Origin of the sequence: Nocardia salmonicida NBRC 13393, from assembly GCF_001613085.1 — a bacterium.
GTDB classification, from domain to species: Bacteria; Actinomycetota; Actinomycetes; order Mycobacteriales; family Mycobacteriaceae; genus Nocardia; species Nocardia salmonicida.
On sequence record NZ_BDBR01000004.1, the window covers coordinates 355010 to 381772 of the forward strand.

Genomic DNA, 26763 nt, shown 5'->3' on the forward strand with positions numbered 1-26763 from the left:
ACCAGCTGACCCAAGAGAATTCCCAGGTCACTCGCGTTCCCTTCTTCGATGTGCCCGGCCGTGGGCGCGAACCTGCGACCGCCCCTCGCAACAGTTGATGGATTCGGATTTCTAGCGCTCACCCATGCCTCAGATTGGACGCTGATGTACTGCAATCCCTCATCTGGTCACGGGCTACCGGGTTCAATCGCCGGTGTTTCTACGATTTTCAGACGGGTTTGCACAGGAGCTTCCGGGAAACGCTGGGTACCTTCAGGGCTACCAAATAGTCATCTACCTGAGGAAACAGGGAAATAATGGGTTTTGTCGGCATCCTCGGGAACCTGTGGAAACGCTGTGCCGACTTTCATGACCGACAATGCCTTAGAGGATGTCTCACGTCGTAGTCGGGTAGTCGTGATCTAACCGGAATCTCTTGTGGTGCATGATGTTCGGTAGTGACCGACAAATTGTCGTTGCGTCTGGTACCCGATGAGCTGTGGGAGCTGGCCGAGCCGCTGTTGCCGGCGTGCTCGCCCCGCCGCCAAGGCGGCGGGACCGCACCGACCGATGAACGGGCCGTGTTCACCGCGGTGGTCTACGTGTTGACCAGCGGATGCGCGTGGCGGATGCTGCCACCCTCGTTCGGGGTCACAGTCCCGACCGCCCATCGCAGGTTCACGAAGCGGACCGAGGCGGGTTTATCGCGGCGACTACAGTGCGCCGTGCTCGACGAACTCGGTAGTCAGGGATTGCTCGACTGGTCGCGCGTCGTGGTCGACGGTGCGTCGGTTCGGGCAAAGAAGGGGACCGATGACCGGGCCGAATCCGGCCGATAGGGGCGAGTCGGGCTCGAAACTGCACAAGCTGTCCGACCGTTCGGACATACCCATCGCGGTGGCGGCCCCGGCGGCGACCACTCCCGACGCCGAAGCTCTGATCCCGGTGTGGTCCCGAGGTGTCGAAAGCCGGGAAAGTTACACGCGGACAAGGCCTATGACGACCGGCAGCTGCGGGATCGGGTGCGTGATCGAGGAATCGGTGTGCGGCTCGCCCGCAATGGAATCGAGTCCAGCCAGCACTTCGGTCGTCACCGATGGGTGTCGAACGCACCTTCGCCTGGCTAGGCGGGTACCTGAGCCGTCACGGGCTGGGGGCCAAGTGCGCTACCGGATTCCCCGCCAGAGGGGCTGGCCGGTGCAGTGAGAACGGTTACCTACACCGTTGACGCCGCCGACATCTCATGTTGACTCAGAGTCTCGATCCACACCTGGAAACTGCGGCTGCCAGGGACGGGCTGCCCGATGTGGCGGCGGGAGCGATCACTCCAAAGCCCATCCAGGCGTATCCCCAGCCACTGACATCGTGGTCGTACCAGTACATTTTCGATCTCCTTCCGCGATCCGAACCGCGTAACACGGCGATCTGCCGGTAGTGCAACCCTCGCCCTTCCTGCCACGGTGAGGTAAGGGCCGACAGGCACCATCGGGGAGTACCAATTTCTCCCAAATGACTTTGGTCGAAGCCGTCAGGGACCAACGCCTCTCACCACCGAGCAGGGGGCGGAGAGACAGTTGTCGACGGGCCGCGGAAAATATCCCGTTCCGACGCAACAACATCGGAGGAAGCATAGTGAGCGATATCACTTCCAGCTCGGCTTACCACAGCAAGCCGGGCGAGAGCCTCGCCGATCCTTACAACATTCCCGGAATTCTGCTCTTCTTCATCGGAATAGTCGGACTCGCGTCGACACTGACGGCAGCCGGGTACGGGTTCGGCGGCTGGACCACGCTCGGGGCGATCGCCACCGCGTTGAGCTTCACCGCGAGCATCGCCGTGTTCGTCCTCGAACACGAACGGCTGCGTAGACTCGCCACCCGTCGCTGAGGCGGCTCTGTTCTGGAGAATCCTGACGAAAGAGCCGTCATGAGCCCGACAGTCCCGCAACTGCTCCTTGTTATCGCTGTCGTGTTCGCGGTGAACTTGCTGCCCGCCTTCGGGCCGCCCAACGCGCTGCTCGTGGTGTTCTTCGGGCTGAACTGGAACCTTCATCCGGTCCCGCTTGTCATCGGTGCCGCCGTCGCCTCGGGTGCGGGGCGTTATGTCCTCGCCACCGCCACCCGTCGCGCCCGTAGCCACCTCAGCCCGCGACGCACAGCCAACCTGCGGGCCGCCAGCGACTATCTCACCGGTCGTCGTGGCCGCAGGTTCGCCACGATCGGAGTCTTTCTTCTCTCTCCGCTACCGTCAGCGCAGATGTTCGAGGCGGCCGGACTCATGGGTCTGCGTCTTGTTCCGATCACCACCGCGCACGTTGTGGGCAGACTGGTCAGTTTTTCGCTGTACATCGGTGTAGCCGGGGTCGCCGAGCGTAGTCTCGGCGAAACCCTGACCTCATCGTTCACCACGCCCTACGGCATCGCCGTTCAAATCGGGCTCCTCGTCGGTGTCGTCATGCTCGCCCGGATCGACTGGACCAAGTACCTTCCGGTCGCGAAACCAGCATCCAGCACCGATCAGCAGTCACCGTCCGGGCGGTCCTGACGGTGACCGAGAAACTTGCGTGCGGCGGCGGCAATTCCGTTGGCGCAGAACAGATCGAGCACTTCCGCGCCCTGGTCCCCCACCGTCGAGGCGCGCCGAGTCGTCGACGTCGACGACAGTGCTCAGCCAAGAGCCCGTGCTGGTCCGCCTGGGTATCCGTCGTGGCGTCGCCCGGCTGCCGTCAGTGCGATGAGTGCCGCGCAACTCACCCATTCGTTCGACAACCGGCGACTGGTCGGTCCCCAGCTGACCGACGACGACCCCCCGCCGGGGTGCGCGGAGCTGACACGATAGAACTTGGCCTGCGCGGGAAATCCTCCGTCGCTCAACCGTTTCGCCTCGAGCACGTCCAGCGCCTCGGTACAGCGTGGATCGCTGATCAGCTCCGACTCGGCCAGAACCGTCAGCGCGAACAGGACGTCGTAGTGCCAGTAGCACGGAAAGTGCAGCTGCAGAAAGGCCGGATCGATGACGGAGCCGTCGGTGCGGCGGCGAAAGAGTCGACGTTCGAGGAACAGCTCGGAGGCACGGAGGACCGCCTCGCGAGCACCGGTACGTCCGGTGATGCGGGCATACGCGTTCAAGGAACGCAGCGGGACAAGACTCTCACCGAACGACGACACGCGGCCGGTCGCTCGGCGATCACAGTTCCAGCCGCCGTCGGGCCATTGCGCACGGAGCAGACGATCGACAAGGCGATCGACCCGCTCGTCGGCCAGCCCCAACCGCAGCAGCGCCCAGACCAGGTTTCCCTCGATCGACGCGTGCAACGTCGGCAGCTCCTTTCCCCGGACCCGGCCGATATGCCGCCGCTCGTACTCCTGCGACAGCACCCAATCCAGTGCTTGCTCACGCAACGGCGCCAACGACTCGTCACCCGCCGGATACCCGAGCTCGGCCAAAGCGACAAGCACCCAATGCGCGCCGCGCCATTTCGCGTTGTAGGGATGGAAGGGCAGCGTGCCGTCGGCGACCCGTTCGGAGAGCAGCCGCCGAACGCGTTCGCTCCCCGGTACCGCCGCGGTCGCCGCGGCAACCACAGCGTCGCGAGGCGTCAGACCGAATACACCGACGAGCGTCCGCCATCGGATGGACGGCTCCCCGGAACGGAGTAGCCGTGCCACGATCGGGTCCGGTTCGACCGGCATCCTCAGCGCCTTCTGGTGGCCGCGCACCCGGACGGCTCTGCGGCGCCGAGATGCTCGGTGAACCACACCGCCGCCGAATACGCGGCCCGCCAGGACAGATGCCCGGGCCGCGACGACCGCCCCGGCGAGCTCAATTCCGTCACCCGGCACTCGTCGGCCAGCAACTCCGCGGCGTGTCGATTATGCTGCAACACCCGCGGATCCACGCCGCCGACCATCAGTAACGTCGGCGCGGTGATCCGGGTCAACCGCTCGCCTGCCAGGTCGGGCCGACCGCCGCGTACCGCCACCGCCTCGACCCGCGCATCGGGTTCAGCCGCCGCCCACAAAACGGCAGGTGCTGCCGAACCGGTGCCGAACAGACCGACCGGAAGACGCCGTGCCTCCGGGATCATCGGCAGCCGTCGCAGGACGCCCGCGAGACGGCCACCGAGTAGTTCGGCATCGAGCACCTTGGCCTTGTCCGCCGACTCGGCAGCTGTCAACACATCGACGGTCAGTGTCGCGAGCCGATGCCCGCCCAGCAGATCGGCGATGAACCGGTGCCGTGGGCTGTGCCGGTCGCCGCTGCCACCGTGGGCGAGAACCACGAGGCCGAGCGGACGCACCGGTGTTCGAAGGCACCCTTCGAGCACCGCGCCGTCACACGTCATCGCGATTTCGCGCTCCCCCACCACCGGTGCCGTTCTCGTCGCGAGAACATTCACGACACACCTCCTCGACGATCGGCGGCGCGCCCCGAACAACCCGCCGCCTCGATGAGCCGCATCTACAAAGCCGCCGGTGTGAGGAGGCCGTAGTGGCCGTCGTAGCGGTGGTACAGCACCCGTCCACGGCCCCGCTCCATGTCACCGAAGAACACGAACGGCCACCCCGTCACCTCCAGCCGATCGACAGCGGCTTCGATACCGAGCACCGGTGGTCGCGCGGAACTGATCGAGACAGGTACCGCGCCCGGGCTCACCTGATCAGGTCGTGGGTCCAGCTGGGCCAGCCGAAGGCCCGTCGGGCCCGACCGGTACAGCACGCTGTCGACGTCGCTTCCGGATTCGGTGAACAAGTGGAAGTCGTAGTCCAGCAACGACATATCGAATGCCGCCTCGTCACAGGTCTCCCGCGACAAAGCGAACGACTTGCGACGCAGTACCTCACGCTCCTCGATGGGGCGGGGGAAATACGGTAGTCGCGGTCGGGGCGTGGCGCCATGGTGCCAGCTCGCCGGGTCGGTGGGCAGGTGGTCGCCTCCGCGCTGTGCTTCCCAGCGCCGCGACAAGCGCTCGAGCCGAACACGCAACCGCTCCGCGAGCGCATCGATAGCTTCGCGGGTAGTCGCGGCCGTAACCTGTACCCGGACCGATACACCGGCCATGTTCACATTCGCTTGCGCCACGATCGGATCGATGATCGCCGGGTCTGCGTGACCAACGATCCGAACCCGCACCGCCAGCACCGGTTCCGAGGCGTACCGCAACGCCCACGCGATCTTGTCGCGGGCATACTCGGTCGCCGCGGCGGAAACGTGTCGCCCCACCGAGATCCGCACAACCGCGTCCAACGATTCTATGCTCTCCAGCATCGTATTCTCCTTCTGTCTCACCTGATCAGACTCGCCGAGCCGAGCACGGGCGGGCAGGGCCCCAATACCGGCTCACGCGGCACATTCGGCACAGATGCGGAGGACTTTTGTCACTCGCACCGCCGCCGCGTGATTCGCGCGCAGCTTTCACCAGCGCCCTGCGAGGGAGTCCGAATTCGTACGCGAGGGGACCAATGGCTCTGTGACACCATTCCTCCAGCAGGAGAGTGGAGGGGCAGATCCCACCTACGAAAGGAAGCCATGCCCGAGATGCGCTTCGTCGGGTTCGTGCACCACCGAGATCGCCGCGTTCAACGAGTTCACCGGACTGCTCGCCGGCACCGACGGCATGGGCACCGAATTCGATCATGTCCTGTTCGACACCGCCCCTACCGGCCACACCATCCGGCTCCTTCAACTCCCCGGTTCGTGGACAGAGTTCCTGGACACCGGCCGGGCGACGCGTCCTGCCTCGGCCCCCTGTCAGGCTTGGAGAAGCAGCGGACCGTCTACGCCGCGGCGGTTGCGGCGTAGACCGACGCCGACCGGACCCGTCTGGTGCTCGTCGCGCGCGCAGCCGTCAACACTGCGGGAGATCGCGCGTACCCACCGAGAGCTCGCCGCGATCGGCCTGACCTATCAGTTCGTCGTGCTCAACGGTGCCTTGCCTGCTCCCGCCGGTGACGACGATCTCTACGACGCCATCTACCGCCGCGAGCAGCAACGGCACTACCGCGATGCGCTTCGCAGTCACGGCACCCGCGCTAGCACGCGCCGTGGTTCGCGCGGAGCACGCCGAGGTGCGTACGACTCGCCAGATGACTACAACGCTGCAAGTTCGACGGTCCCGCGCGAGAGGCAGCACCACCCGGAACAGTAGGTCTCGACGAGTCGCGACTCGTCCGCCTTCGAACGTCCCCTCGAGCCGATTTCCGTTCTGACAGTTCGAGCCCCTGCTCGCGGCGTGCGACCGCACGCAGTCCCACCCCCATCAGTAGATTCTGTGGTGCTGTTGCTGCCCTACGTCCTTGCTGGGCAGAGCCATCCACCAGTGCCTGCAAACGCGCCTGCCTTTGCTCGCGCGTTGAACCCCACTCATCCATGTCGAACCCCTGACGCGTGTTGAAACCCGATACGGAAAACACAGCGCCCCAACGGTATCCAGCCGCCCGCACCTGTTGGCTATATCGGAGAAGATGCCCGCGCCGCACCGGATCGACACGGCGGGTCAGGTGAGCGGTCGGCGGTTTGCACTACCGGACTCCTGCACAACCTCGCCGACCATCCGATCGAACGTCCGCTCATGACGAATTGGGCGTGCTGTACGACGCGGGATGGTCACGTGGGCATCGGACTGATCGCATGCGAAACCCCCAGCAGCGGTGAAGCTACTGGAGGTCATGCGATCCGTCGTGAACCTGGCTGCTGCGGGTCTACTCCACGGCCTCGAACCGCCAGCGCTGGTGCGCCTGCGCCCGGCCACGATAGGTGAAGGCCAAGGCCTCCCCCTCGCTCCCATTAGCGGGCAGGAAGCTGAGCACATCTCCGAACGGGCCATCGGGTGACGGGACCTCCCCGTCGGGAGCATCGGGATCAGCGGGCAATTCCTGGTACTGCTGTGAGCCTTGCGTGAACAGGAATCCGTCTTCGGTCTCCCACACCGGCGCCGAATTCGAACTGTTGCCGATCAGGCCCAATGTGGTCATCATCCAAACCGGGAAATCCGGGTTGTACTCTTCGCCTCGCGCGTTGGCTTCGGACGCGGCTTGCTCGAAGGGCTCGTAGTCGCGTGCAGTGACATTGTCAGGACCGACGCCGGTCAAGGCCAGGTAGCCCAGGGTGCTGTCCTCGGCTTTGCAGACCAGATGCTTACTCACTCCGCTGGAGGTGTCGGCGCCGCTGAGGTCGACGAACCAGAGCTGGTTGGGTGAGTCCTCACGGCCGAGTGCACGCACGCCCGACCCTTTTACTGAGGTCAGAGCCAGGCCCGTTTCCTCGTTGATGATCCGGAACTCTCCCTCGGGAAGTCCATGCAGGGAAGTCATGACAGCGCCTCCTCGGCGTACGGGAAGATCGACATCTGTTGCGCCGCAACACCATATGCGGTCCGTCGCCGATGTTATCGCTCACAGGTAGCTGAGCGCGGCCGATCACGCAGAGCTACTGCGCGCCCCAATGCAGGCTCATCAGCCACAGAGCAATCGAGTCGAAAGCGGCGGCACAGCGTCCACCCGCACGACGGGGCCGGCGAGAAGCGACCTGAATCCGGCGGCACGGCTCGGCGGGAGTGCGATCAGAGGTCGAAGTCCAGCATGCGGGCGAACTCCTTCCAGACTTCGACCACATCGGGTCCGTATACGGGGTGCCCGACCTTGAACGCCTTGCCTGTGAGGATGCGGCCAGCATGGACGCGTACGTCGCGAAGGTCGTCGAGGTCCATGCTCGCGGCCGCGCCTGCCGCTTCCAGCTTCGCGGCTTGTCCGGCAGCTCGGGGTAGGCCGATCGAGGGTGGCGTGGTCGTCAGCTTCCGCTGCCGCCGCCGGTATACGCACCACCCAGTAGGCGACGCCGCCGACGGCGCTTGACGTCCGGGTCGGGCCGAGGCTGCTCAGCGGCCGACTGCTGCTCAGGGTCACGCTTGGTTTTGCGGAAAATTCCCATGTCGAGCTCCTGTTCGGTAGTGCGATACGAAGTAGTCGGCGAAACTCGTTCTTGCCGAGGGTTTTCGAATCAGGACGGTGTCGGCTGGCTCACCGATGGCGCGGCGGCGACGATTTCCTGGAGGGCGGCGACGTGCCCGGCGAAGGCGTGCCGCCCACGCTCGGTCAGGTGAGCGCGGACCTTGTGGCGACTGCCGTCCAGACGACGTTCGGTGGTGACGTAGCCGGCCGCCTCCAGGGTCGCGAGTTGCTTGGACAGGGCCGAATCCGACAGTCCCAGGCGATCTTTGAGGAAGACGAACTCCGCCCAATCGGCAGCTGCGAGCGTCGCGACCAGCGAGAGCCGGGTGCTGGGGTGGATGAGTTCGTCGAAGCGGGCTTGCGTCACGCGCCGAACCGATGCCGCAGGACACGAAGGATGTCCGGACCGCCGAAGCCGATGATCGCCGCCACCAGCACAGCCGCCCAGATTCCGGGATTGCGGTCACCGTCGGAGTCCAGGACCATCGCCACAGCGATGGTGAGGGCGACAAGCGCGAACAGCATGCCCACGACCACGAGCGGGGTGCGGCGCCCGGCCACGGCTGCGCTGACGTGCACCTGATCAGTGCGACGACGCCCGCTGAGCAACCGCGAGGCGACGAACGCATGCCCGGCACCGAAGCTCACAGTCGCGGCGATGATCAGCCATGCCGGCCCGAGGTCACCGATCGCGCCCAGCATGACCCATCCGGCGGCCATCGCCCACCAGTACGCGCGTGGCAGCCCGACCTCCTCGGCCACTCGGCTGCGCGCCCGTTCGACCGCCTCCAGCGCGGCGCGCGCCTGGTCCGGAGCAACATTTTCCATGGCCAACTCCCTTTCCTCCCTGGAAAGTCAGGGTCCCACTTTCCTACAAGGAAAGTCAAGACCTCGCGAGTCGAGACCAAGGTGACCTCCGCTCTGCCGTTCCGCAGAGACCACGGACAGCAAGCCAATGGTTATGCCCATCCGATTGGTGACGGTGGCCGTCGGGGCGAACGCTCCGTTTGACTACCCGACCTCCAGCCCACGCAGCCTCGAACACGCCGGACCAGCCACATACCGCGCAGTCCTCAGAGACCGGCCGCGTCGGCGTGGTCGTGAGGGTTTGGACTCCGTCGAAGATGCGGTCCAGGCCGAAGGTGAGTGGGTCGATCGGCGTCGTGGTGCCGGTGAGTGTTTTCGCCAGTGCGGGAAAGTGTTCGACATGGCGGTCGACGAGTTCGACGGTGAGCCGCTGCCACTCCTGCGCGTGGTCGGCGTCGAAGTCGATGTGTTGTTGGGCGAGGTTGCGCGCGTGTCCGGCGATGAGCAGGAAGATCTGGTGGCGCTCGACAGCCTTCAGACGGTCGATTCCAGCGCCGCCAGTGCCGCGTCCATCCAGTGGAGTCGATACGGACCCAGGAGCTGACGGCGCATGGCGGTGGCAGCGAGCAGCCACGGATGCTCTCGGTAGATCGCGAGCAGTTGGCGTGACCAGACCAGTAGTTGTGCACGCCAACCCGCCTCGGAGTCGGGTAACTCGGGCTCCACGATGAGGACGGCTTCGACCATCAATTCGATGAGCGCTGTCTTGCCGGGGATGTGGCGGTAGAGGGCCGTCCCGGAGACCCCGAATTCGGCGGCGACCTTGTTCATCGACACGGCTTCCAGCCCGTCGGCATCGGCGCGAGCGACCGCAGCCGCGGTGAAACGTTTTTCGACCCACCCACCGACCCGTGTCGGCACCCGCCGGAAACCGGCAGCTCGCACTCCACCCGCTCCGGGGCACAACCCGGTCTGGCGTAGGCGCCGGTGGTAGGTCCGCTCGATCCAGGGTTCTTTGCAGCAACGCGAAAAACGAGTCCATCGCTGCATTGTCGCCACACGCGCCGACCCTGCCCATCGATCCGACCAACGCGTGAATTATCAAGGCACAGAAGCCTTTTCGAGACAGGAATTATGACCCGCGGTCGCTGTGAACAGTGCAACCAGCGATCTGGTCGCCGGCCGTGCGTCGTCGGGCCACTACTGAGCCCAGAGCATCAACAGCGAGGCGAGCTTCATCCTCGAGCCGATCGAGTAGCCCACGATCCGATTCGGGAACACATCCTTGACCGCGCAAAGATAAAGTTTCCCTTCGACGGCGTGGTGCTCGGTAATGTCTTTGATCCACAACATGTTTGGTAAGTCGGCGCTTCACCACTTGTTTGTCGAGCAGATCCGCCACGCGGTTCGCGAGGCCATCGACTGGCCCACGTCGGCGGCCTCGTCTGCCAGGAATCGGTACCCGAACTCGGGATCGTCGCGGTGCGCGTCGAACAAGGCGTTGGCCCGATACGCGTGCTCGAGTTCAGCATTGGTGAAAGGATCGGCGCAGGACTTCGTTTTCCTGTTCGAGAAGCTTGATCCGTTTGCGGGCTTGGACGAGTTCGGCGTTCTCGGTCGCGGTGGTGCGGGGTTTGGTGCCGTCCTCGACGTCGTCAGCCTCGAGCCAACCGGCCAGGCACGACTCGCTGATCCCGAAGTCGGCGGCGATCTGTTTCAGTTATTGGCTGGGTTCTCGGTTGCGGGCCACGCGCACGACGTCGTCGCGGAACTCTTCGGGGTAGGGCTTGGGCACGACATACATCCTTCCAGCAGTGTCTGTCGGCACCACAGATCAGATGCCACCTCCTCGTGCAGCAGTCCCGTTCCCTGGGGTCTCTGTGTGCCATGCCGCCGGACAGACTCGTCGCGGCCACCCAGCAGCCAGTTCAGCCATGATCCGCCCGAGCGGGACGACGTGAACTTCCCAGGTCGCCTGACGGGATCGGCCGCATCGAAACGGCCGGGTGAGCGGGTCGCGTGAGTAGACACACCACTCGCACCTCCGCCACCGGTGGTTTCGCCTGCGCGCGGTCCAGTGCGCGAAAGATCCCGATGAACGGGATACCCCGTATTTGATTCGGGCGAATAGCTGCTTCTGTGAGACGCGACACCCCAAATTCCGGTTCTTCGACATACCTGAATTGGCGGTCGCCACGATGAAAGGCATTCTTACCCATGCAAATCCGATCTCTTCGATTGTCCATTGCGATGATGGCGGCCGCGGTCGCGGCCGCAACCGCTACCACCGGCGGCGCGTCCGCCGATATCGACTTCGGAAGCTCTGGCAGCAGCTCCGGCAGCAGCGGCGACATGGTCATCACCCTGGTGCGCCATGCCGAGTCCCTCGGTAACACCTCCGGCCTGATCGACACCAAGGTGCCCGGACCCGACCTGACCTCACGCGGCCGGACACAGGCAGACAATCTGGCCATCCAGCTGTCCGACAAGGATTACGACTGCGCCTTCGCGTCCAACATGGTGCGTACCGAGCAAACGGCGGCTCCGACCGTCGCCGAGCAGGACCTGAACCTCAACATTCAGCCCGGTTTCCGGGAGATCGAGGCAGGCCAGTACGAGGGCACCCCGGAGGCCCAGGCGATGACCGGGTACCTCCAGGCGCCGATCAAGTGGCTCTCCGGCGACCTGAACGCACAAATCCCAGGCTCCATCGACGGCAACGAGTTCGACGGCCGCGTCGATCAGGCACTGCTCGATGTGCAGCGCCGCGGCTGCGCAAACCCGGTGATCTTCTCGCACGGCGGCACCATCATGTTCTGGTCGATGATGAACGCCGACAACGCCGACACGAGCAAACTCGGCACCGATCCGATGCGCAACGGCGGCCGCGTCGTCCTCGAGGGCAGCCCTCAGAAGGGCTGGACGATCGTCGAGTGGATCGGCCACCCGGACCTGGGCTGATTCACCCTTCCGCGCCCCGGATGTCACCGACACAATCGATGGCACCGGGGCGCGGTTGTGTCCCATCTCAGGGTCCCTATCAGGACGTGGCTGGGGCTCGTTGCTTTCACCATGCCCACGAGGAACAGGCAGGGGCATCTCCCGGTCGAGCAGTGGTGCCCCCTACATGCACTGTCCCCTCAGAACGCTGAATGTCGGGCGGCTCCGAAGCAGCGGACAGCTCGGTCACAAAGTCGGTGGCGAGGCACTATCCAAGGCCTTCTGCCGCCGCATCCATCGCCTCCCCGTCGCCGCCACAGCCAGGTGCGCGAGCAATCCGATGCCCGCAACCACCAGCCCCGCCATGCTTCCCAACCATAGGTGTAGCGCGAGGCCGACGACAATCAGCGGGAGGAGCGCGTGGCGCAGTGGTCCGGTCGCATGCACAGCCCTCACCGGGCCGATACCGGCTTGACGGCGCTGACATACCGAATCCATGGGTGCAGATCGCCGGAACGGACCTGCTCGAATCCTGCATCGGCAACCATCGGCTCGAGTAAGTCGATGGGATTGTGCTGCATGAGTGGACTGACCAGCGCGCCGATCAGGTGAAGTCCCATCGCGTTCTCGGGCGGCCGGAACTCCCCGATCAGCAGCCGCCCGCCCGGCCTCAACACCCGCAGCATCTCGCCCAGCGCTGTCGAACGCAGATTCTCGGGAAGGTGGTGCAACATCAGACAACTCGCTACCACATCGAACGAATCGCCTTCTGCGCCCAGTGATTCTGCGACGCCTACGACGTAGCTGCAGTTCGGATTCTTGTTCAGTCGGGCGGCACGAGCGATCACCCGCGTTGACGGATCCACGCCTACGACCGAACCGACCTCAGCGATTTCGGCGAGCTGCCTTGTCAAATAGCCGGTTCCACAACCGACATCGAGAACCCGATCACCGGCCCGCGTGCCACTGAGCTCGACAAGGCGGCGATAGACACGGCCGCGGCGCCCGCCGAACAGCAGTGCGGCGAAAACTTCGTAGCCGCCGCCGTGGTCCATGGTGAGCCCGGCCGTGCCGGGTTCCGAGTTGTGATGCAAGAGCTGCCCGAGGCCCATGGCCCTACTCCTAACTTAGGAACGACTAAGATAGACAGTAACTTAGTCGCGACTAAGTTATCTGGCAAGGGCAGATAAGATACCGGCATGGTTCGAACCTCATCGGATCCCGCCGGCCGACCACGCACCAGGCTGCGCGCCGCCGACCGGCGAGCGTCGATCATCGATGCCGCGACGGCCGTCTTCGCCGAGTCGGGATTTCAGCGCAGCACCATGGCGCACATCGCGTCGCGGGTCGGCGTAACCGAACCCGTGCTGTTTCAGAACTTCGGTTCCAAGACCGGCCTCTATGCCGCGGTGGTAGCGCACACTTCTGATCAGATGTGCACGATGATGCGTGGTTTTGCCGACGAGTGCGGCTCGAGCGCAACACTGTTCACGCAGCTGCTCAGTCCCGAACACATCGACGAACTCCACGCTCCGGGTTCGCTCGGTGTCGTCTTCGCCGACGCGATGACGTTGACCGCCGAACCGGCCGTCGAAGACGCTGTCCGCCAGCATCTGGGCAGGTTGGCCGATGTTGTCGCCGAGATCGTCGTGCGTGGACAGCGATCCGGCGAACTACGCGCCGACCTGGACCCGGCCGCAGCGGCATGGATGTTGCTGTCGTTCATGGCGGGCCACCGCTTTCGCAGCAGTGTCATGCCCGACAGGAACCGACTCGAAACTCACATCGCGCAGATGACCTTGCGCGCGCTACTCGACCCAGATCGACACCACGAGGACTGACAAACGCCACAGGGGTCAGGTGGCAGCTACGTGGCGTGCAGACAACCGCAGGGCAACCACGTCGCAGTCACAGTCGACAAGATGCCCGCCAGGACCTCACCGACGCCAGGCTTGATCCCGGCAACCTGGGGAAACATCACCGAATAGTCGCGCTTTCTACACCCGCGCGGCGCGCGGCTATGGAGGCATCGACAGAGTTCGCCGTCGCAATAGGTCCACGCCACCCACCTGCGGCGCCACCGAACAACTTCGATATCGGTCTGCGGGGAACCCGATTCGCACTCAACTGTGGAATTTCACCTACGGGTACTTCCTCGATCCGAGGCTGAACCGGGGCGGCAAGAGTTTCAGCGACTTCTACCCGATCGTGATCTGCCGGACTACCCGAATTCGATCAAGGAGTCGATCAGCGCGGCCGAGGCCTTCTTGGCGCCGGTCACCGGCAAAAGCACCCTCGGGTCGACCCTCGGACACCTGAAGAAAGACAGTTCCTTCGCCCACCCCGCGCTGCTGGAGGCGCCAAGCACCGAGTTATGCCCCGGGGCTTGGCGATGAAGGGCTGCCGATCCGATCGCGGCACCCTCACAGAAGCCGGCGATGCCAGCAAAGGGTCCATGATCTTCCGCGACGGCTTTGATGCAGGGAAACGTCGAGCTCAACCACCCGCCATGCGGATCGACAAACCCCACCTAATAATTCAATCGAACGTGCAGCCGGTGATCGGCTTATCGGCCAAGCGATCGAGCAGGTAGGTGATCGCGTTGTCCGGACCGAATCCGTCGATCAATTCGGGTCCGAAGTGGTGGGGAATGGTCGCACCGGAAAAGATCGGCGGCAGGTCGTTGGTGCGGAAGGTGACGGTGGCCCCGGCGAGGGCAGGAGCGGCCTCGGGCATGTCGCGCAGATGCTCGATCAGTGGACGGCCGTCATCGGTGAGTGAGCTGGTTTTGAGGAACGGGTGTTTGACGATGATGTCGCCGACGCACTCATTGTTGAGGGTTTCGAGCATGGCCCGCCCGGCCGGGCTGGTCACCCGGTCGACAGCCGCGTTCAACTCCGGGTAGCGGGCGAGCAGTCCGTTGATGGCGAATCCGATGGCGCCGCCGATGAGGGCACCGTCGATGCGGGCGAGGATCGCGGCGAGATCGGCGGTGGATCCGCCCGCCCAGGTGCCCTTGAGATCGAGCTCAGGTGCGTAGCTGTGGTGCAGTTCCGCGGCGCCCGCGGTGGCGCCACCGCCCTGGGAATAGCCCCAGAGGGCGAGCGGTGTTTCCGGCCCCACTCCGCCGAGAGCGTTGGCGGCGCGAGCGCCGTCGAGGATGGCGTGCCCTCCTTCGATCCGGCTGATGAAGGTATGGATGCCGGGAGTGCCGAGACCGATGTAGTCGGCGACCAGGACGCGAGCTCCCAGTGCACTCCAGACAGCTGAGGACGGCAGTTCCTGGTTGGCCGACAACGACACTGAGGGGTCGGCGGTCAGGGTGAGGCCGGTGGAGAAGGCGACCGACATGGCGCACTGGTCGCCTTGGCCCGCGGTACCGGGCCCGATGACGACCGTGGGGCGCTCCCCCGCGCCCTGCCATGGTCCCTGCGGCTCGATGTAGGTTCCGGTGACCGCGGCGGGAGAGCCGTCCTGATACTGCGTCGTGTACATGACACGCCTGGCACTCACAGGCCAACCCGCCTCGGTCGGCAATGTCGCCAGAATGCTCATCGGCTCGGTCTTGACGATCGTTCCCGCCCACCGGAGCAGCGGCCGCTTGCGGTAAACCGATACCTCCCGCGCTACGCCGACAGCGGCGACACATGCTGTGGCCATCGCCGCGGCTACCACCCGAACCGAACCGGGCAGCGCATTCGCCTTCTAGCGCAACCCATGCTTCCTATGCATTCAGATACTCTCCGTGAATTCGGTTCGGCACCATCGCCGAGTGTCGTGGGTCGCGATAGAGGTCATAGATGGCGCTCATCACAGCCACGCGACCACGGCCCAGTAACACGGCTACTCTCCAGTACGGAACCCGTCTCGCATAGACTGGACAGTCCTGCAGGGCCCCGAATTCGTGTCTCCCCAGCGAATTTGGACCGTTCAGCGAGGATGGCCCCGATTTCCGCCGCTGCCTCGTCCGCACATTCGAGGTGTGGTCGCGCCAGCGGTATCTCGCGATCGGCGTCAACCCGGACAGGGCAGAACAGTGTGCCCGCCAGTTGTCCAACCGATCCCAGGATTCTGGCGCAAGCTCATCGATGTAGAAGCAAGGATGCCGGCATCCACGTACGAATCGTTCTGCTCGCCAGCTTCGACCGCCTGGAATTGGCGGTGGCCGCAGCCCGTGCGGGGTCTGTAAGGACGGTTAGCAGGGGGTGAGGGTAGCGAGGACTGTTTCCAGGGCTTTGCGCATGTCTTCGGCTTCGATGCGCATGAGGGTCGCCTCGTCCAGGGCGTACGGGTCGAGGGACTCGTTCATGGCTAGGCGGTATTCGCGTTCTTCCTCGGCCGCTTCGATGATGTTGCGGATGAAGCGGCCGTTGCCCGCGAGGTCGATGCCGCGGCGGGGCAGGCCGCTTTGATCGGTGTCCTCGGCGGTGTAGAGGTCGGTGCACGCGGCGCGTAGGAGGTCGATGGCGTCGTCGGAGGTGGTCGAGTCGCGTTTGTTGGCGATGAAGCGGCCGATTTCGCAGAGCTCGTCAGGTGAGTAGGAGTCGAATTTGACGCGTTTGGCGAAGCGGGAAGCCAGACCGTCGTTGCTGGCGAGGAACCGGTCGATCTCGCCGTCGTAGCCCGCGATGATCACCACCAGGCGGTCGCGGTCGTTTTCCATGCGGGCCAGCAATGTGTCGACAGCTTCGCGACCGAACGCGTCACCGCCGGAGAGACCGCTTTGGATCAGGGTGTATGCCTCGTCGACGAACAAGACGCCGTCCATCGCCGAGTCGATGAGCGCGTTGGCTTTGATAGCGGTCGAGCCGAGGTGCTGACCGACGAAGTCGGCACGTTTGGCTTCGACGACCTTGTCGGTTTTGAGAAGGCCGAGGCCGCAGTAGATCTTGGCGACGACGCGGGCGATGGTCGTCTTGCCGGTGCCCGGTGGACCGGTGAAGGCCAGGTGCTGGCCGCGCGGCATGCTGTTGAGGCCCTTGTCGGCGCGGATCTTGGCCATGGTCGCCGACGATTGCAGCTTGGCAACCTGCACTTTCACCGCGGCGAGACCGATTTGCGCGGTCAATTCAGCGCGGGCGGAGGCGAGGATCGTCTCGGCTCTGTGGTGCTGTTCCTCTTCGGCTGCTTCCTCGAGCGAGGGCGCCGATGCGGGGTCCCAGCGGTTGGTTCGCGCCTCGATCTGCTCGCGGTTGGTGACCAGGATGCGGAACTTGGGGTCGGCCATGGCCTGGGCGTTCGCGGCGAAGCCGGGGACCTGGGTGTACACCGTCTCGAACAGGGCGCGCGCCTCGTCCTCATTGCCCTGTTCGCGCAGCGCCAGCCCCCGGCAGTACATCGCGGCGGTACGGGCGGACGGGATCGGGCCGCGTTCGGCCAGTTCGAGGCGGCGCGTCGCCTCACCGAACAGGCCGAGGTGCGCGCAGGCGGTGCCGACCATGACGTGCGCGCCGGCGGCCATGTACTGGTCTTGCCATTCGGCCGAGCCGGCGAGCACGGCCATCACATCGGGCCACAGTTGGGCGGTGAAGTACAGGACGCCGCGCGCGTAGGCGCAGACCCGGTCGTCGACGACGCGGTCGGGATCATCGGCAAGCGCGGCGCGGCGCTTGTCCAGTTCGATGAGCAGTTCCTCGGCCTCGTCGAACTCCTTGTCGTCGATGAGCCGCATCGCTTGCGCGAGCCAGATTTCGGTGAGGCCGGCCACCGGGTAGTCGATGAACTGGCCGATGTGGAACCGACCGGCGAGTTGGCGCGGCGGGAGGCCGAGACGACGCTGCTCGCGCAGGAGGGAGGTGGTCGAGGTGCGGTGCAGGTGGCGCAGGGTTTCCTGGGTCATTTCGCCGGCCGCTACCCGGCCGAGCCAGGCGTCGCACATGTCGGGGTCGAGTTCGGTCGCCCGCCGGAAGGCGACCTTGGCGTAGTCGAGGTTCTTGGCAGCCTGCTGCCCGTCGACCGGCAGACCGAGCGAGAGGACGCCCGCGTCGAAGATCTGTTGTGCTTGCCGAATCGCTGACATGCCCGCGAACCTAGCCCGAGTACGGGCCGGTGGCACCTGCACGCTGATCTCAACCACCCCGGGTTCATCGGCAGTTCACGTGCCGCGGCCGACACTTTTGCGAAACCGCATGTCGCGCTCTGGTCGACGGTTACGACGAGACGAACACCTCCGTCGCGACCTGCCGCGCCAGCTGTGCGTTGCTACGGTCCGAACGTCGTAACCAGGGAATTCGGGAGTCGTCACGTGATGGAGTCAACGGCGATCGAGCCGCAACTGTGCCGGGTCTCGATCATCGGCGGAAACACCCAGGTCGATGTGGTGCTGCCCGCGACGGTCCCGATCGCCAATTTCATTCCCGACGTTGTCGATCTGGTTGCCTCGCGCAATCCCGACCTGTCGGAGAACGAGGAAGACGGACCGCTCGCCGCGCAGCACTGGACGCTGTCGCGGCTCGGTCACACCGCGATCGACCCGGTCCGCACGCTGACCGAGGCCGAGGTGTTCGACGGCGACCTGCTCGTGCTGCGTGCGGTCGATTCGGTCGAGGCGCCGGCACTTTTCGACGATGTCATCGACGCGGTCGCCCGCCTGACCGACAACGCCTTCGCCAGCTGGACCGCCGCGACGGCCGGTCGGGTCGGGCTCGCCGGCACGATCGGGGCGGTGCTCGGTGCGTGCCTGCTCCTGCTTGTCGCCGCCGGGGACGGGCTCGGCGTCGTCGCGGGTGTGAGCGGGCTGAGCGTGGGATTGCTGACCCTGGTCGGCGCCGGCCTTGTCGCGCGCTTCTACGCGGCGACCCTGCCCGCGACTGTGCTCGCCTTCTGCGGGCTCGCGCTCGCGGGGACGGGGGCCGTCGCGCTTGTCCCCGGCCCGCTCGGAGCGGCGCATGTGCTGCTCGGCTGCGCCGCGGTCGTGCTGCTGTCGGTGATCACGATGCGGCTGCTCGCGGTGCGGCCGACCATGTTCACCTCGGTCATCACCTTCGCGTCGTTCGGTACCGCGGCGACCGGTGTTTCGACGGTGTGGTCGGTAGCACCGGCGAAAGTGGCTGCGGGCGTTATCTTCTTCGCGCTGCTCGGGATCACCCTCGTGCCCCGCATAGCGGTGGCGGCGGCGCGGTTGCCGGTGCCGCCGGTGCCGACCGCCGGTGGGGTGATCGATCCGCGCGATCACGAACCGCGACCGACCATCGAGGGCATCGGCGCGATCGGCGCGACGGCGATTCCGTCGGCCGCGGGACTCGGCGAGCGGTCGCGACTCGCCAATGACTATCAGACCGGGATGGTGGTCGGCATTGTCGTCGCGACGGTGTTCTCGACGATCATGGTTGTCGCCTCGGCGACCGAACATCTTTGGCAGACAGGGCTTTTGGCAGTCGCGGTCGGGATCGTGCTCGCCAGGCGCGGGCGGGCGTTCTCGGATCTGACGCAGGCTGCGGTCATGGTGCTCGGCGGGTGTGTCGCGCTGATCGTTCCCACCGTGCTTTTCGGTATCGGTCTGCAAGACTCAGCGCTGCTCATGGCAGGCGCGCTGCTCGTTGTCGCCGCCTTGGCGATGCTCATCGGAGTGGCCGGACCCAATCTGGAGATTTCCCCGGTGGTGCAGCGGGCCGCTGAGTTGTTGGAGTACTTGATGATCTGCCTGATCGGGCCGCTCGTCTTCTGGATCATCGATATCTACGCGATGGCCCGCAATGGGTAACGCGCTCAGGGCGATCGTTGTCGCGGTGGCGCTGACGACGATCCAGGCGGGCGAGGCGGCGGCGATCGAACCTCCCGTTGTCGACCCGGGCGCGTTGATCCCCAGCGCTCCCGTCGCGCCGCCCGAGCCGGCCCAGCAGCGACTGCTGTGTTCGCAGCCGAACTGGACCGGGCATCAGCCGGTCGGTGTGCCACCGGCGCAGAAGGCGCTCGGGCTCGCTGACGCGCACGCGTTCAGTCGTGGTGAAGGACAGGTCATCGCGGTGATCGACACCGGGGTCAACCGACATCCGCGCCTGCGGGTCGACGCCGCAGGCGACTACGTCGCCGATTCCGACGGAACGGCCGACTGCGACGGCCACGGCACCCTGGTCGCCGGGATCATCGCCGCGCACCCCGCGCCCGACGGGGGCGACGGGTTCGTCGGCGTAGCACCGGCCGCGACCGTGCTCGCGATACGCCAGACCAGCCTCGCCTATCAGGGCAAGAACAGCTATGCCGCCAACGACCAGCCAGGTGGCATGTCAGCCGGTGGGTACGGGACGGTTACCACCCTCGCCAACGCGGTCGTGCACGCGGTCGGTTCCGGTGCGACGGTGATCAATATCTCCGAGGTGTCGTGTCAATCGGCCGGGACGAGTCCGGTCGACGGTGCGCTCGGCGCGGCGTTGAAATACGCCTACGACCACAATGTCGTTGTTGTCGCGGCGGCGGGCAATCTGCAATCACAGGGGGCGTGCAAGGAACAGAACGGGACGGCGGGCTGGAACTCGGTACGCACGATCGCGACACCCGCGTGGTTCGCGCCGTATGTGTTGTCGGTCGGTTCGGTCGAGCTCGACGGGTCGCCATCACCGTTCACCCTGTACGGGCCGTGGATCTCGGTCGCCGCGCCGGGCAGCAACTTGATGTCGCTCGATCCGACACCGGGGGGTACCGGCCTGGTCAACGGCACACCTCAAGCCGACGGTCGGATCGCGCCGGTCTCGGGCACCAGTTTCTCCAGCGCCTACGTCGCCGGGCTCGCCGCGTTGGTGCGTGCGCGTTTTCCCTGGCTGAGCGCGGGACAGGTGATGGAACGCATTGTCGCGACCGCGCACGCGCCAGGCAACGGCCATGACGCGCGCACTGGCGCCGGCATGATCGACCCGGTCGCCGCGCTCACCGCCGCGCTACCGGCCGTAAACGCAAACCCCTTGTCGGCCAAGGCAATAGCGGGCCCGACCCCGACCGTCCCGGCGAGTCCGTGGCCGCGCCGGATCAGCATCGGCGGCGCGACCGCGTGCCTGACGGTCCTCGCGCTCGTGCTCACATTCTCGATTCCCTTCCGGCGCAGACAGCGCGCGCCGCTGGTGCTGCCAGGCGACGACTAAGGAACAGCGATGAGTACACAAGGTTTCATTCGACTCGCCCGCATCGCCCCGCCGCGACCGCCGGGCGGTGAGGTGGTGCTCAACGCACCGCCGGAGATCACCGCGCCGATCCCAGCACCCCTGTGGCAGCGGCTTCTGCCGCTGGTGATGGTGGTCGCCATGGTGGGCATGATGGGGTTGATGTTCACGATGAGCGGCAAGGCGATGCTCACCAACCCGCTCACCATGATGTTCCCGATGATGATGCTGATGTCGATGGTCGGCATGTTCGCGGGGCGTACCGGCGGCGGCGGCAAGAAGGCGGCCGAGCTCAACGAGGAGCGCAAGGACTACTTCCGCTACCTCGACCAACTGCGCCGCGATGTGCGCGGCACCGGGGTCGCGCAGCGCGAGGCGCTGATGTGGAGTCACCCGCATCCGGCCGACCTGGGCGCCCTTGTCGGAACCCGGCGCATGTGGGAGCGCAGACCGACCGATCCCGACTTCGGACACGTCCGGGTCGGTGTCGGCAGCCACCGCGTCGCGACCAAACTGGCCAGGCCGGAGACCGGCCCGCTCGAGGATCTCGAGCCGGTCGCGACGGTGGCGCTGCGACGGTTCGTCCGTACCCACTCGGTCGTGCACGACTTGCCGACGGCGATCTCCCTGCGCGCGTTCCCGGCGATCAACATCGAAGGCGACCGCGAACATGGCAGAGCGCTCGTTCGCTCGATCCTGATGGAGCTCGCCACTTTCCACGGACCCGACTCGATGATCTTCGCGATCGCCACGGCCGAACCCGATGGCGAGGCGTGGCGGTGGACGAAATGGCTTCCACATCTGCAACATCCACGTGATACCGACGGCCATGGCACGAGTCGGATGCTGTACCAGTCGCTTTCCGAGCTGGAGACGGCACTGTCGGAGGAGTTGCTCGAGCGTGGCCGATTCCTGCGCAACGCCGCGCCGACACCCGGCCGATTGCATGTGGTCGTGGTGATCGACGACGGCTACGTGAGCAGTTCGGAACGCACTATCAGCGACGCCGGACTCGACTCGGTGACCGTGCTCGACCTGACCGCCCCGCAAACCGGGCTCGCGGTGCGGCGCGGCCTGCAGTTGGTGGTCGGCGCTGAGCGGATCGGCGCGCGCACCGGCGGCTCGGTGGAGAACTTCGCCGGGCCGGACCGGGTATCGCACGAGGTGGCGGCGACTTTCGGGCGGACGATGGCACGCTACCGGATCGCCACGACGGCACAGATCGTCAACCTCGGCGAGGAGACCAGCGGGGACCCCGGCTTGATGATGTTGCTCGGCGTCGCCGACGCGGCGACGATCGAACCGGACGCGGCGTGGCGACCGCGCTCGGCGCGCGAGCGGTTGCGAGTGCCGATCGGGGTCACCCTGGATGGCACGCCGGTCGATATCGATATCAAGGAGTCGGCCGAGAACGGCATGGGCCCGCACGGGCTCTGCATCGGCGCGACCGGTTCCGGCAAGTCGGAATTCCTCCGCACACTGGTGCTTTCGATGGTGACGACCCATTCGCCCGACCTGCTCAATCTCGTTCTCGTCGACTTCAAGGGCGGCGCGACCTTCCTCGGCCTCGACCCGCTCCCCCACGTCTCGGCGGTGATCACCAACCTCGAGGAAGAACTCTCCATGGTCGACCGCATGCGCGACGCGTTGGCCGGTGAGCTGAATCGTCGCCAGGAATTGCTCAGGGCGGCGGGCAATTTCGCGAACGTGACCGAGTACGAGAAGGCCCGGACCAACGGCGCTCCGCTCGACCCACTGCCCGCGCTGTTCATCATCGTCGACGAATTCTCCGAATTGCTCTCGCAAAAACCTGATTTCGCCGAACTGTTCGTGATGATCGGGCGCCTGGGCCGGTCGCTGCGGGTGCATCTGCTGCTCGCTTCGCAGCGGCTGGAGGAGAACCGGCTGCGTGGGCTCGACTCGCACCTGTCCTATCGGATCGGCCTGCGGACCTTCTCGGCCGGCGAGTCACGGCAGGTGCTCGGCATCACCGACGCCTACCACCTGCCCGGTCAACCAGGTGCCGGCTACCTCAAGAGCGACGCGTCAGATCCGTTGCGGTTCAACGCGACATACGTGTCGGGCACCTATGTGCCACCGATGGCCGGCGACGGAAGCCGCAGAGGCGCGACGACGGCCGCCGGCGAGGTCGGCCTGTTCACCGCCGCACCGGCGCAGGCCCGTGCGGTCTCCCGCGACCCAGTGCCCGTCGAGCTGCCCGATCTTTCCGAATTGCTCGGTGCGGAGACGGCCACCGCGCCGCAGCAGGAACGCTCACTGCTGCAGGTCGTCGTCGAACGGCTGACCGGGCACGGCCGACCCGCGCACGAGGTGTGGTTGCCACCGCTCGACATCTCGCCGAGCGTGGACATGATGCTGCCCGAACAGGATTGGCGTGACCAGGGCAATCGCCATGGGAATCTGTGGCTACCCATCGGCATCGTCGACAAGCCCTATGAGCAGAAACGCGATGTGCTGACCATCGACCTGGCAGGCGCGCAGGGCAACGTCGCGGTGGTCGGCGGACCGCAGTCGGGCAAGTCGACCACTTTGCGCACCATCATCATGGCCGCCGCGGCGACGCACACGCCTGAACAGGTGCAGTTCTATTGCCTCGACTTCGGTGGCGGCACTCTGTCGGCACTGGCCGGACTGCCGCAGGTCGGGTCGGCGGCGGGTCGGTTGGAGGGCGACCGGGTGCGACGCACCGTCGCCGAACTCTCGACGCTGCTGCGCCAGCGCGAACGTCGCTTCCTAGACCTCGGCATCGAGAACATGCGTGACTTCCGTAGACTCGCCGCACAATTGGCCGAATCGCCCGCCGAGGAACGTCAGGCCCATCCCCTCTCCGCCGACCTCTTCGGTGACGTGTTCCTTGTCATCGACGGCTGGGCCGCGTTCCGCGAGGACTTCGACATGCTCGAGTCGCAAGTCCTCGCGCTCGCCGCGCGCGGACTCTCCTACGGAATTCACCTCATGCTCGGCGCGAACCGGTGGGCCGAGATCCGGCCCGGGGTCAAGGACCAGATCGGCACCAGAATCGAACTGCGCCTAGGTGATCCGTCGGATTCGGACATGGACCGCAGGGCCGCGGTCGGGGTGCCGATGAACCGGCCGGGCCGGGGCCTGACCAAGGACAAGTTGCACATGCTCATCGCCTTGCCCCGCCTCGACAGTGTGGTCGATCCGGCGAGCCTGTCCGAGGGCGTCGCGACCGCCAAACGCGAGTTGACCGAGTTCTACGGCGATCGACGCGCGCCGGCGGTGCGGCAGCTGCCCCTCGAGCTCGACCGTGGGCAGGTCCTCGCCGAGGTCGAGGCACACGGCATCGGCCTGGACCATCGGCGGATCGTGATCGGGCTCGGCGAGTCCGAACTGACCCCGGTGGTGCTCGACTTCGAGCAACAGCCGCATCTGCTGGTCTTCGGCGATATCGGCTGCGGGAAGACGACCCTGCTGCGCAATATCGCGCAGGGCATCGTTGCCAACTCGCAGCCCGACGAGGCGCGGGTGATCCTGGTCGACTACCGCAGGACCATGCTCGGGGCGATCGAGGGCCCGCACCTGGCCGGGTACTCGACCTCGGCGCAGACCTCGGTGCCGACCATGAAGGAAGTCGCCGGGTTCGTCTCCCAGCGCATGCCGGGTACCGACATCACGCCCGCGCAATTGCGCGATCGCAGTTGGTGGACGGGGCCCGAGGTGTATGTGATCGTCGATGACTACGACATGATCGCGTCGAACAACCCGCTGCTGCCCCTGGTCGACCTCCTCCCCCAGGCTCGCGACATCGGCCTCCACCTGATCATCGCCCGCCGGGCCGGTGGTGCCTCGCGCGCGCTCTACGATCCGGTGCTCGGCCCGTTGAAGGACATGTCCGTCGACGGCTTCCTGATGAGCACACCCAAGGACGAGGGCGTGATTCTCGGTGACGTGCGACCGGCCCAACATCCGCCTGGGCGTGGACTTCTGGTCTCGCGCACCCACGGGCGCGAGCTCGTGCAGGTCTGTCAATTGCCGCCGGTGTGACCGGCGTTGAGCGCGAGAGGGGCACATGTCGATGGTTGAGTTCGCGGAGCAGGGGGCCGAGTCGCCCGACATCGGGTTCGCGCTGACGTCGGCGATCGCGCCGACCGATCCCGCCCTCGGATTGATCGAGGCGATCGGTGAGCCGGGTCCCGTTGGCTGGCAACGGTTTACGGCGTCTTTCGCGATCACTGTTGTCGCCGCGGTGGGGTCGGTGAGCTACTTCGACTCCGAGGAAAGGCACACCAGTATCGACGCTTCGGCGGCGATGCTGGAGGCGGCGCGGGGGTTGCGGGAGCGATCTGTCGGCGAGGAGCGGGGGCCATGGTGGCGGGTCGCGGTGACGGCCGACGCCGCCGGCGGGTACGAGGTCGACTATGACCACGGTGATGAGCCGTTTCCGCCCGAGCACCTGTTCACCCCCGAGGCGTATCTGTTCGACCTGCACACCTATCCACGCTCGCGCGTGCCGGTGTGGTTGTCGGCCTATGTATTCCACAACACGTGGCAGCTACGCAGTGCGCGGGCCGCCGCTGATGCTGCTGAGCGGCCAGCTGTCTCGGTGCCGGACGAGTTCCCGCCGCTCGGGGTGTTCTTCGCGCGGTGGGCCACTATCGCGGCCGCGTTCGTGGCAGTCGGGTCGGAGTACGGGCCGCGAATCCTGCCTGCGCTCGGGGTCTTCGAAGGGGCCGGTCGCAGCGGGTCGACGTTGCACGTGCTGCCCGGTCGACGGGCGGTCCTCTCGGGCGGGGTGTGGAACGCGCCTGAGCTCGATGCCGCCTACAACGATGGCACGTCCTATCCCGATCTCTACGCGGGTGCGCCCGCGTGGGTGACCGATCAGGTCCTCAATCCGCGCGCGAGTACGGGACTGCTCTCGTTCTGCTACTGGTGGGAGGGCGGGAGCTGGTATCGCGGGCAGTCGCCCGGTGCGGCCGCGGTGAGCGCGGCCGTACCAGGGGTGTGGACGGTCGCCGATGTCGCCGAGGTGATGTGCGCGGTCGCCTATCCCGATGCGGCGCAGCCGCCGCGCGCCGCGATGCTCGACGTGATCGCGGCGGCCGAAGCGGGCACGGTGACTCGCGAGCTGGTCGAGAGGTGCTTCGCCGACCCCGGGCACGATGTCGCGGGCGCGTTCGCCGAGTTGTCGATGGCGGGACCGATCAGCATGTGAGCGCGCTCAGCGGAAGCCGGCGCGCGAGTCTTCCTCGGTCGCCTCGAGGCCCCCTGCCGCGCGGTGCATGCCGTGGGCGAACTCGGCGAGGGTGCGCGCTACATCGAGGCCGCCCTGCAGCAGATTCGTTCGCATCCCCACATAGCCGTTGGCGCCCGTGGCGAAGGACTTACCGTAGGAGTCGGTGCCCCATGGCGGGTTGTCCGACGACCCACTCACCACCTCGGGCGCCGTAGCGCCACTGTCGTTGACCGCGAACGGATCCCCCGCCACGGACAGGGTGCGAATCAGGGTATTCACCGCGTCGCCAACCGCCGCCGCCACCTCATCCATGGCCGTCGCCGCCGCGTGCAATTCGCTTGTCGAGTCGACAATGATGCGCTGCGCCATCGGTTTCCCCCTCCGTCACGGTGTGTGCGGAGTCGATTGTGGTCGGCACGGTCGGCCAGGTTCGAACACCCGAGCCGCCACCACGGAAACATTCCGTTAACTCGCGTCTCGATATGCTAATTCTGTTGTTTCAGAACATATTTCGCTTCATCTCATAACGGGATGCGCAGTCAGATGTCCCGACCTCAGGATCACCGGGTCACGCAGGATCGCCCGGCAGCCGCGGATCGCCCGGCAGCCGCGGGTCACCCGGCAGCCGCGGGTCACCCAGCAGCCGCGGGTCACCTGGCAGCCTCCGGTCGTGCGGCTCGCGCGGGTCACCTGCGAACCTGGGGTCACCCGGCTTGCGCGGGTCGCCGGGCAGTCGTGGGTCGCCAGGCAGTCTCGGGTCGCCGGGTGCGCGTGG

General features: G+C 66.0%; 22 protein-coding genes and 3 pseudogenes. 11 read left to right on the forward strand and 14 right to left on the reverse strand.

Translation table 11 applies throughout. The features are described from left to right. The first annotated feature begins 437 nt into the window (after positions 1-437). From NS1_RS41520 to NS1_RS05590, 3 genes and pseudogenes are all read left to right on the forward strand, one after another. Positions 438-1207, forward strand: a pseudogene (locus NS1_RS41520) (IS5 family transposase). Between the two features lie 404 nt (positions 1208-1611). Continuing rightward, a complete protein-coding gene (locus NS1_RS05585; protein WP_062982236.1) occupies positions 1612-1866 on the forward strand; it encodes a hypothetical protein in 255 nt (84 codons plus the stop codon). 39 nt (positions 1867-1905) lie between these two features. Further along, positions 1906-2523 carry a hypothetical protein gene (locus tag NS1_RS05590; RefSeq protein ID WP_063816076.1) on the forward strand — a complete coding sequence of 206 codons (618 nt, stop codon included), beginning with the start codon at positions 1906-1908 and terminating at the stop codon, positions 2521-2523. A gap of 122 nt (positions 2524-2645) precedes the next feature. On the opposite strand, the gene NS1_RS05595 is transcribed toward NS1_RS05590, so the two are convergent. From NS1_RS05595 to NS1_RS05605, 3 genes are all read right to left on the reverse strand, one after another. Further along, positions 2646-3671: a hypothetical protein gene (locus NS1_RS05595; protein WP_157125105.1), complete on the reverse strand. Its 1026-nt coding sequence runs from the start codon at positions 3669-3671 to the stop codon at positions 2646-2648. Positions 3672-3673: 2 nt separating this feature from the next. Beyond that, the gene (locus NS1_RS05600; protein WP_062982243.1) at positions 3674-4378 is read right to left on the reverse strand and encodes a dienelactone hydrolase family protein; all 705 of its coding nucleotides are present in this window, start codon (positions 4376-4378) and stop codon (positions 3674-3676) included. 62 nt (positions 4379-4440) lie between these two features. Beyond that, positions 4441-5247, reverse strand: coding sequence for a ribosome hibernation promotion factor (locus NS1_RS05605; RefSeq protein ID WP_062982245.1), 807 nt, complete (start codon positions 5245-5247; stop codon positions 4441-4443). A gap of 280 nt (positions 5248-5527) precedes the next feature. Here NS1_RS05605 and NS1_RS05610 point away from each other — a divergent pair. Further along, positions 5528-5968, forward strand: a pseudogene (locus NS1_RS05610) (ArsA-related P-loop ATPase); the annotation flags it as partial. 712 nt (positions 5969-6680) lie between these two features. Here the strand turns inward: NS1_RS05610 and NS1_RS05615 are convergent. The 4 genes from NS1_RS05615 to NS1_RS05625 all read right to left on the reverse strand — a co-directional run bounded on the left by NS1_RS05615 (position 6681) and on the right by NS1_RS05625 (position 8756). Continuing rightward, on the reverse strand, positions 6681-7292 hold the full coding sequence (locus NS1_RS05615; RefSeq protein ID WP_062982252.1) for a ricin-type beta-trefoil lectin domain protein: 612 nt from the start codon (positions 7290-7292) through the stop codon (positions 6681-6683). Between the two features lie 248 nt (positions 7293-7540). Continuing rightward, entirely contained in the window at positions 7541-7687 is a 147-nt protein-coding gene (locus NS1_RS39870; protein ID WP_157125106.1) for a hypothetical protein, read from the reverse strand. Between the two features lie 290 nt (positions 7688-7977). Further along, positions 7978-8295 (reverse strand): transcriptional regulator, encoded by a 318-nt coding sequence (locus NS1_RS05620; RefSeq protein WP_062982254.1) that lies wholly within the window; start codon positions 8293-8295, stop codon positions 7978-7980. Continuing rightward, positions 8292-8756, reverse strand: a complete 465-nt coding sequence (locus tag NS1_RS05625; RefSeq protein WP_062982256.1) for a hypothetical protein — start codon at positions 8754-8756, stop codon at positions 8292-8294. The genes NS1_RS05620 and NS1_RS05625 overlap by 4 nt, the downstream gene beginning before the upstream one ends. A gap of 379 nt (positions 8757-9135) precedes the next feature. Between NS1_RS05625 and NS1_RS41295 the strand changes: the two genes are divergently transcribed. Further along, positions 9136-9339 carry a hypothetical protein gene (locus tag NS1_RS41295; protein WP_218019899.1) on the forward strand — a complete coding sequence of 68 codons (204 nt, stop codon included), beginning with the start codon at positions 9136-9138 and terminating at the stop codon, positions 9337-9339. Here the strand turns inward: NS1_RS41295 and NS1_RS41300 are convergent. Both NS1_RS41300 and NS1_RS41525 read right to left on the reverse strand, forming a co-directional pair. Beyond that, on the reverse strand, positions 9270-9680 hold the full coding sequence (locus NS1_RS41300) for a TetR/AcrR family transcriptional regulator (protein WP_218019900.1): 411 nt from the start codon (positions 9678-9680) through the stop codon (positions 9270-9272). The genes NS1_RS41295 and NS1_RS41300 overlap by 70 nt on opposite strands. An 18-nt stretch (positions 9681-9698) precedes the next feature. Next, a pseudogene (locus tag NS1_RS41525) lies at positions 9699-10530 on the reverse strand (DDE-type integrase/transposase/recombinase); the annotation flags it as partial. A gap of 455 nt (positions 10531-10985) precedes the next feature. On the opposite strand from NS1_RS41525, the gene NS1_RS05650 reads away from it, so the two are divergent. Further along, positions 10986-11696, forward strand: a complete 711-nt coding sequence (locus tag NS1_RS05650; RefSeq protein ID WP_255284434.1) for a histidine phosphatase family protein — start codon at positions 10986-10988, stop codon at positions 11694-11696. A gap of 431 nt (positions 11697-12127) precedes the next feature. Here the strand turns inward: NS1_RS05650 and NS1_RS05660 are convergent, their stop codons facing one another. After that, the gene (locus tag NS1_RS05660; RefSeq protein ID WP_062982266.1) at positions 12128-12787 is read right to left on the reverse strand and encodes a class I SAM-dependent methyltransferase; all 660 of its coding nucleotides are present in this window, start codon (positions 12785-12787) and stop codon (positions 12128-12130) included. A gap of 87 nt (positions 12788-12874) precedes the next feature. Between NS1_RS05660 and NS1_RS05665 the strand changes: the two genes are divergently transcribed. Next, on the forward strand, positions 12875-13516 hold the full coding sequence (locus NS1_RS05665) for a TetR/AcrR family transcriptional regulator (protein WP_062982268.1): 642 nt from the start codon (positions 12875-12877) through the stop codon (positions 13514-13516). A 380-nt stretch (positions 13517-13896) separates the two neighbouring features. Here NS1_RS05665 and NS1_RS05670 read toward each other — a convergent pair whose 3' ends face one another. The 3 genes from NS1_RS05670 to eccA form a co-directional block, all read right to left on the reverse strand. Next, on the reverse strand, positions 13897-14205 hold the full coding sequence (locus NS1_RS05670; protein WP_062982270.1) for a putative serine hydrolase: 309 nt from the start codon (positions 14203-14205) through the stop codon (positions 13897-13899). Between the two features lie 8 nt (positions 14206-14213). Beyond that, positions 14214-15335, reverse strand: coding sequence for a lipase family protein (locus NS1_RS05675; protein ID WP_084503518.1), 1122 nt, complete (start codon positions 15333-15335; stop codon positions 14214-14216). Between the two features lie 535 nt (positions 15336-15870). Beyond that, entirely contained in the window at positions 15871-17694 is a 1824-nt protein-coding gene (gene eccA, locus NS1_RS05680) for a type VII secretion AAA-ATPase EccA (RefSeq protein WP_062982272.1), read from the reverse strand. Positions 17695-17922: 228 nt separating this feature from the next. Between eccA and eccD the strand changes: the two genes are divergently transcribed. Genes eccD through NS1_RS05700 form a run of 4 tightly spaced genes read left to right on the forward strand, consistent with a single transcriptional unit; the run spans position 17923 to position 25967 of the window. After that, complete coding sequence (gene eccD, locus NS1_RS05685; RefSeq protein WP_063816077.1) at positions 17923-19377, forward strand: type VII secretion integral membrane protein EccD; 1455 nt, start codon at positions 17923-17925, stop codon at positions 19375-19377. Next, positions 19370-20749 carry a type VII secretion-associated serine protease mycosin gene (mycP, locus tag NS1_RS05690; protein WP_062982275.1) on the forward strand — a complete coding sequence of 460 codons (1380 nt, stop codon included), beginning with the start codon at positions 19370-19372 and terminating at the stop codon, positions 20747-20749. The genes eccD and mycP overlap by 8 nt, the downstream gene beginning before the upstream one ends. Before the next feature lie 9 nt (positions 20750-20758). Then, a complete protein-coding gene (gene eccCa / locus NS1_RS05695) occupies positions 20759-24796 on the forward strand; it encodes a type VII secretion protein EccCa (RefSeq protein ID WP_062982277.1) in 4038 nt (1345 codons plus the stop codon). Positions 24797-24827: 31 nt separating this feature from the next. After that, a complete protein-coding gene (locus NS1_RS05700; RefSeq protein ID WP_157125108.1) occupies positions 24828-25967 on the forward strand; it encodes a hypothetical protein in 1140 nt (379 codons plus the stop codon). Between the two features lie 6 nt (positions 25968-25973). Here NS1_RS05700 and NS1_RS05705 read toward each other — a convergent pair whose 3' ends face one another. Further along, on the reverse strand, positions 25974-26357 hold the full coding sequence (locus tag NS1_RS05705) for a hypothetical protein (RefSeq protein WP_062982281.1): 384 nt from the start codon (positions 26355-26357) through the stop codon (positions 25974-25976). Positions 26358-26763 lie beyond the last annotated feature (406 nt).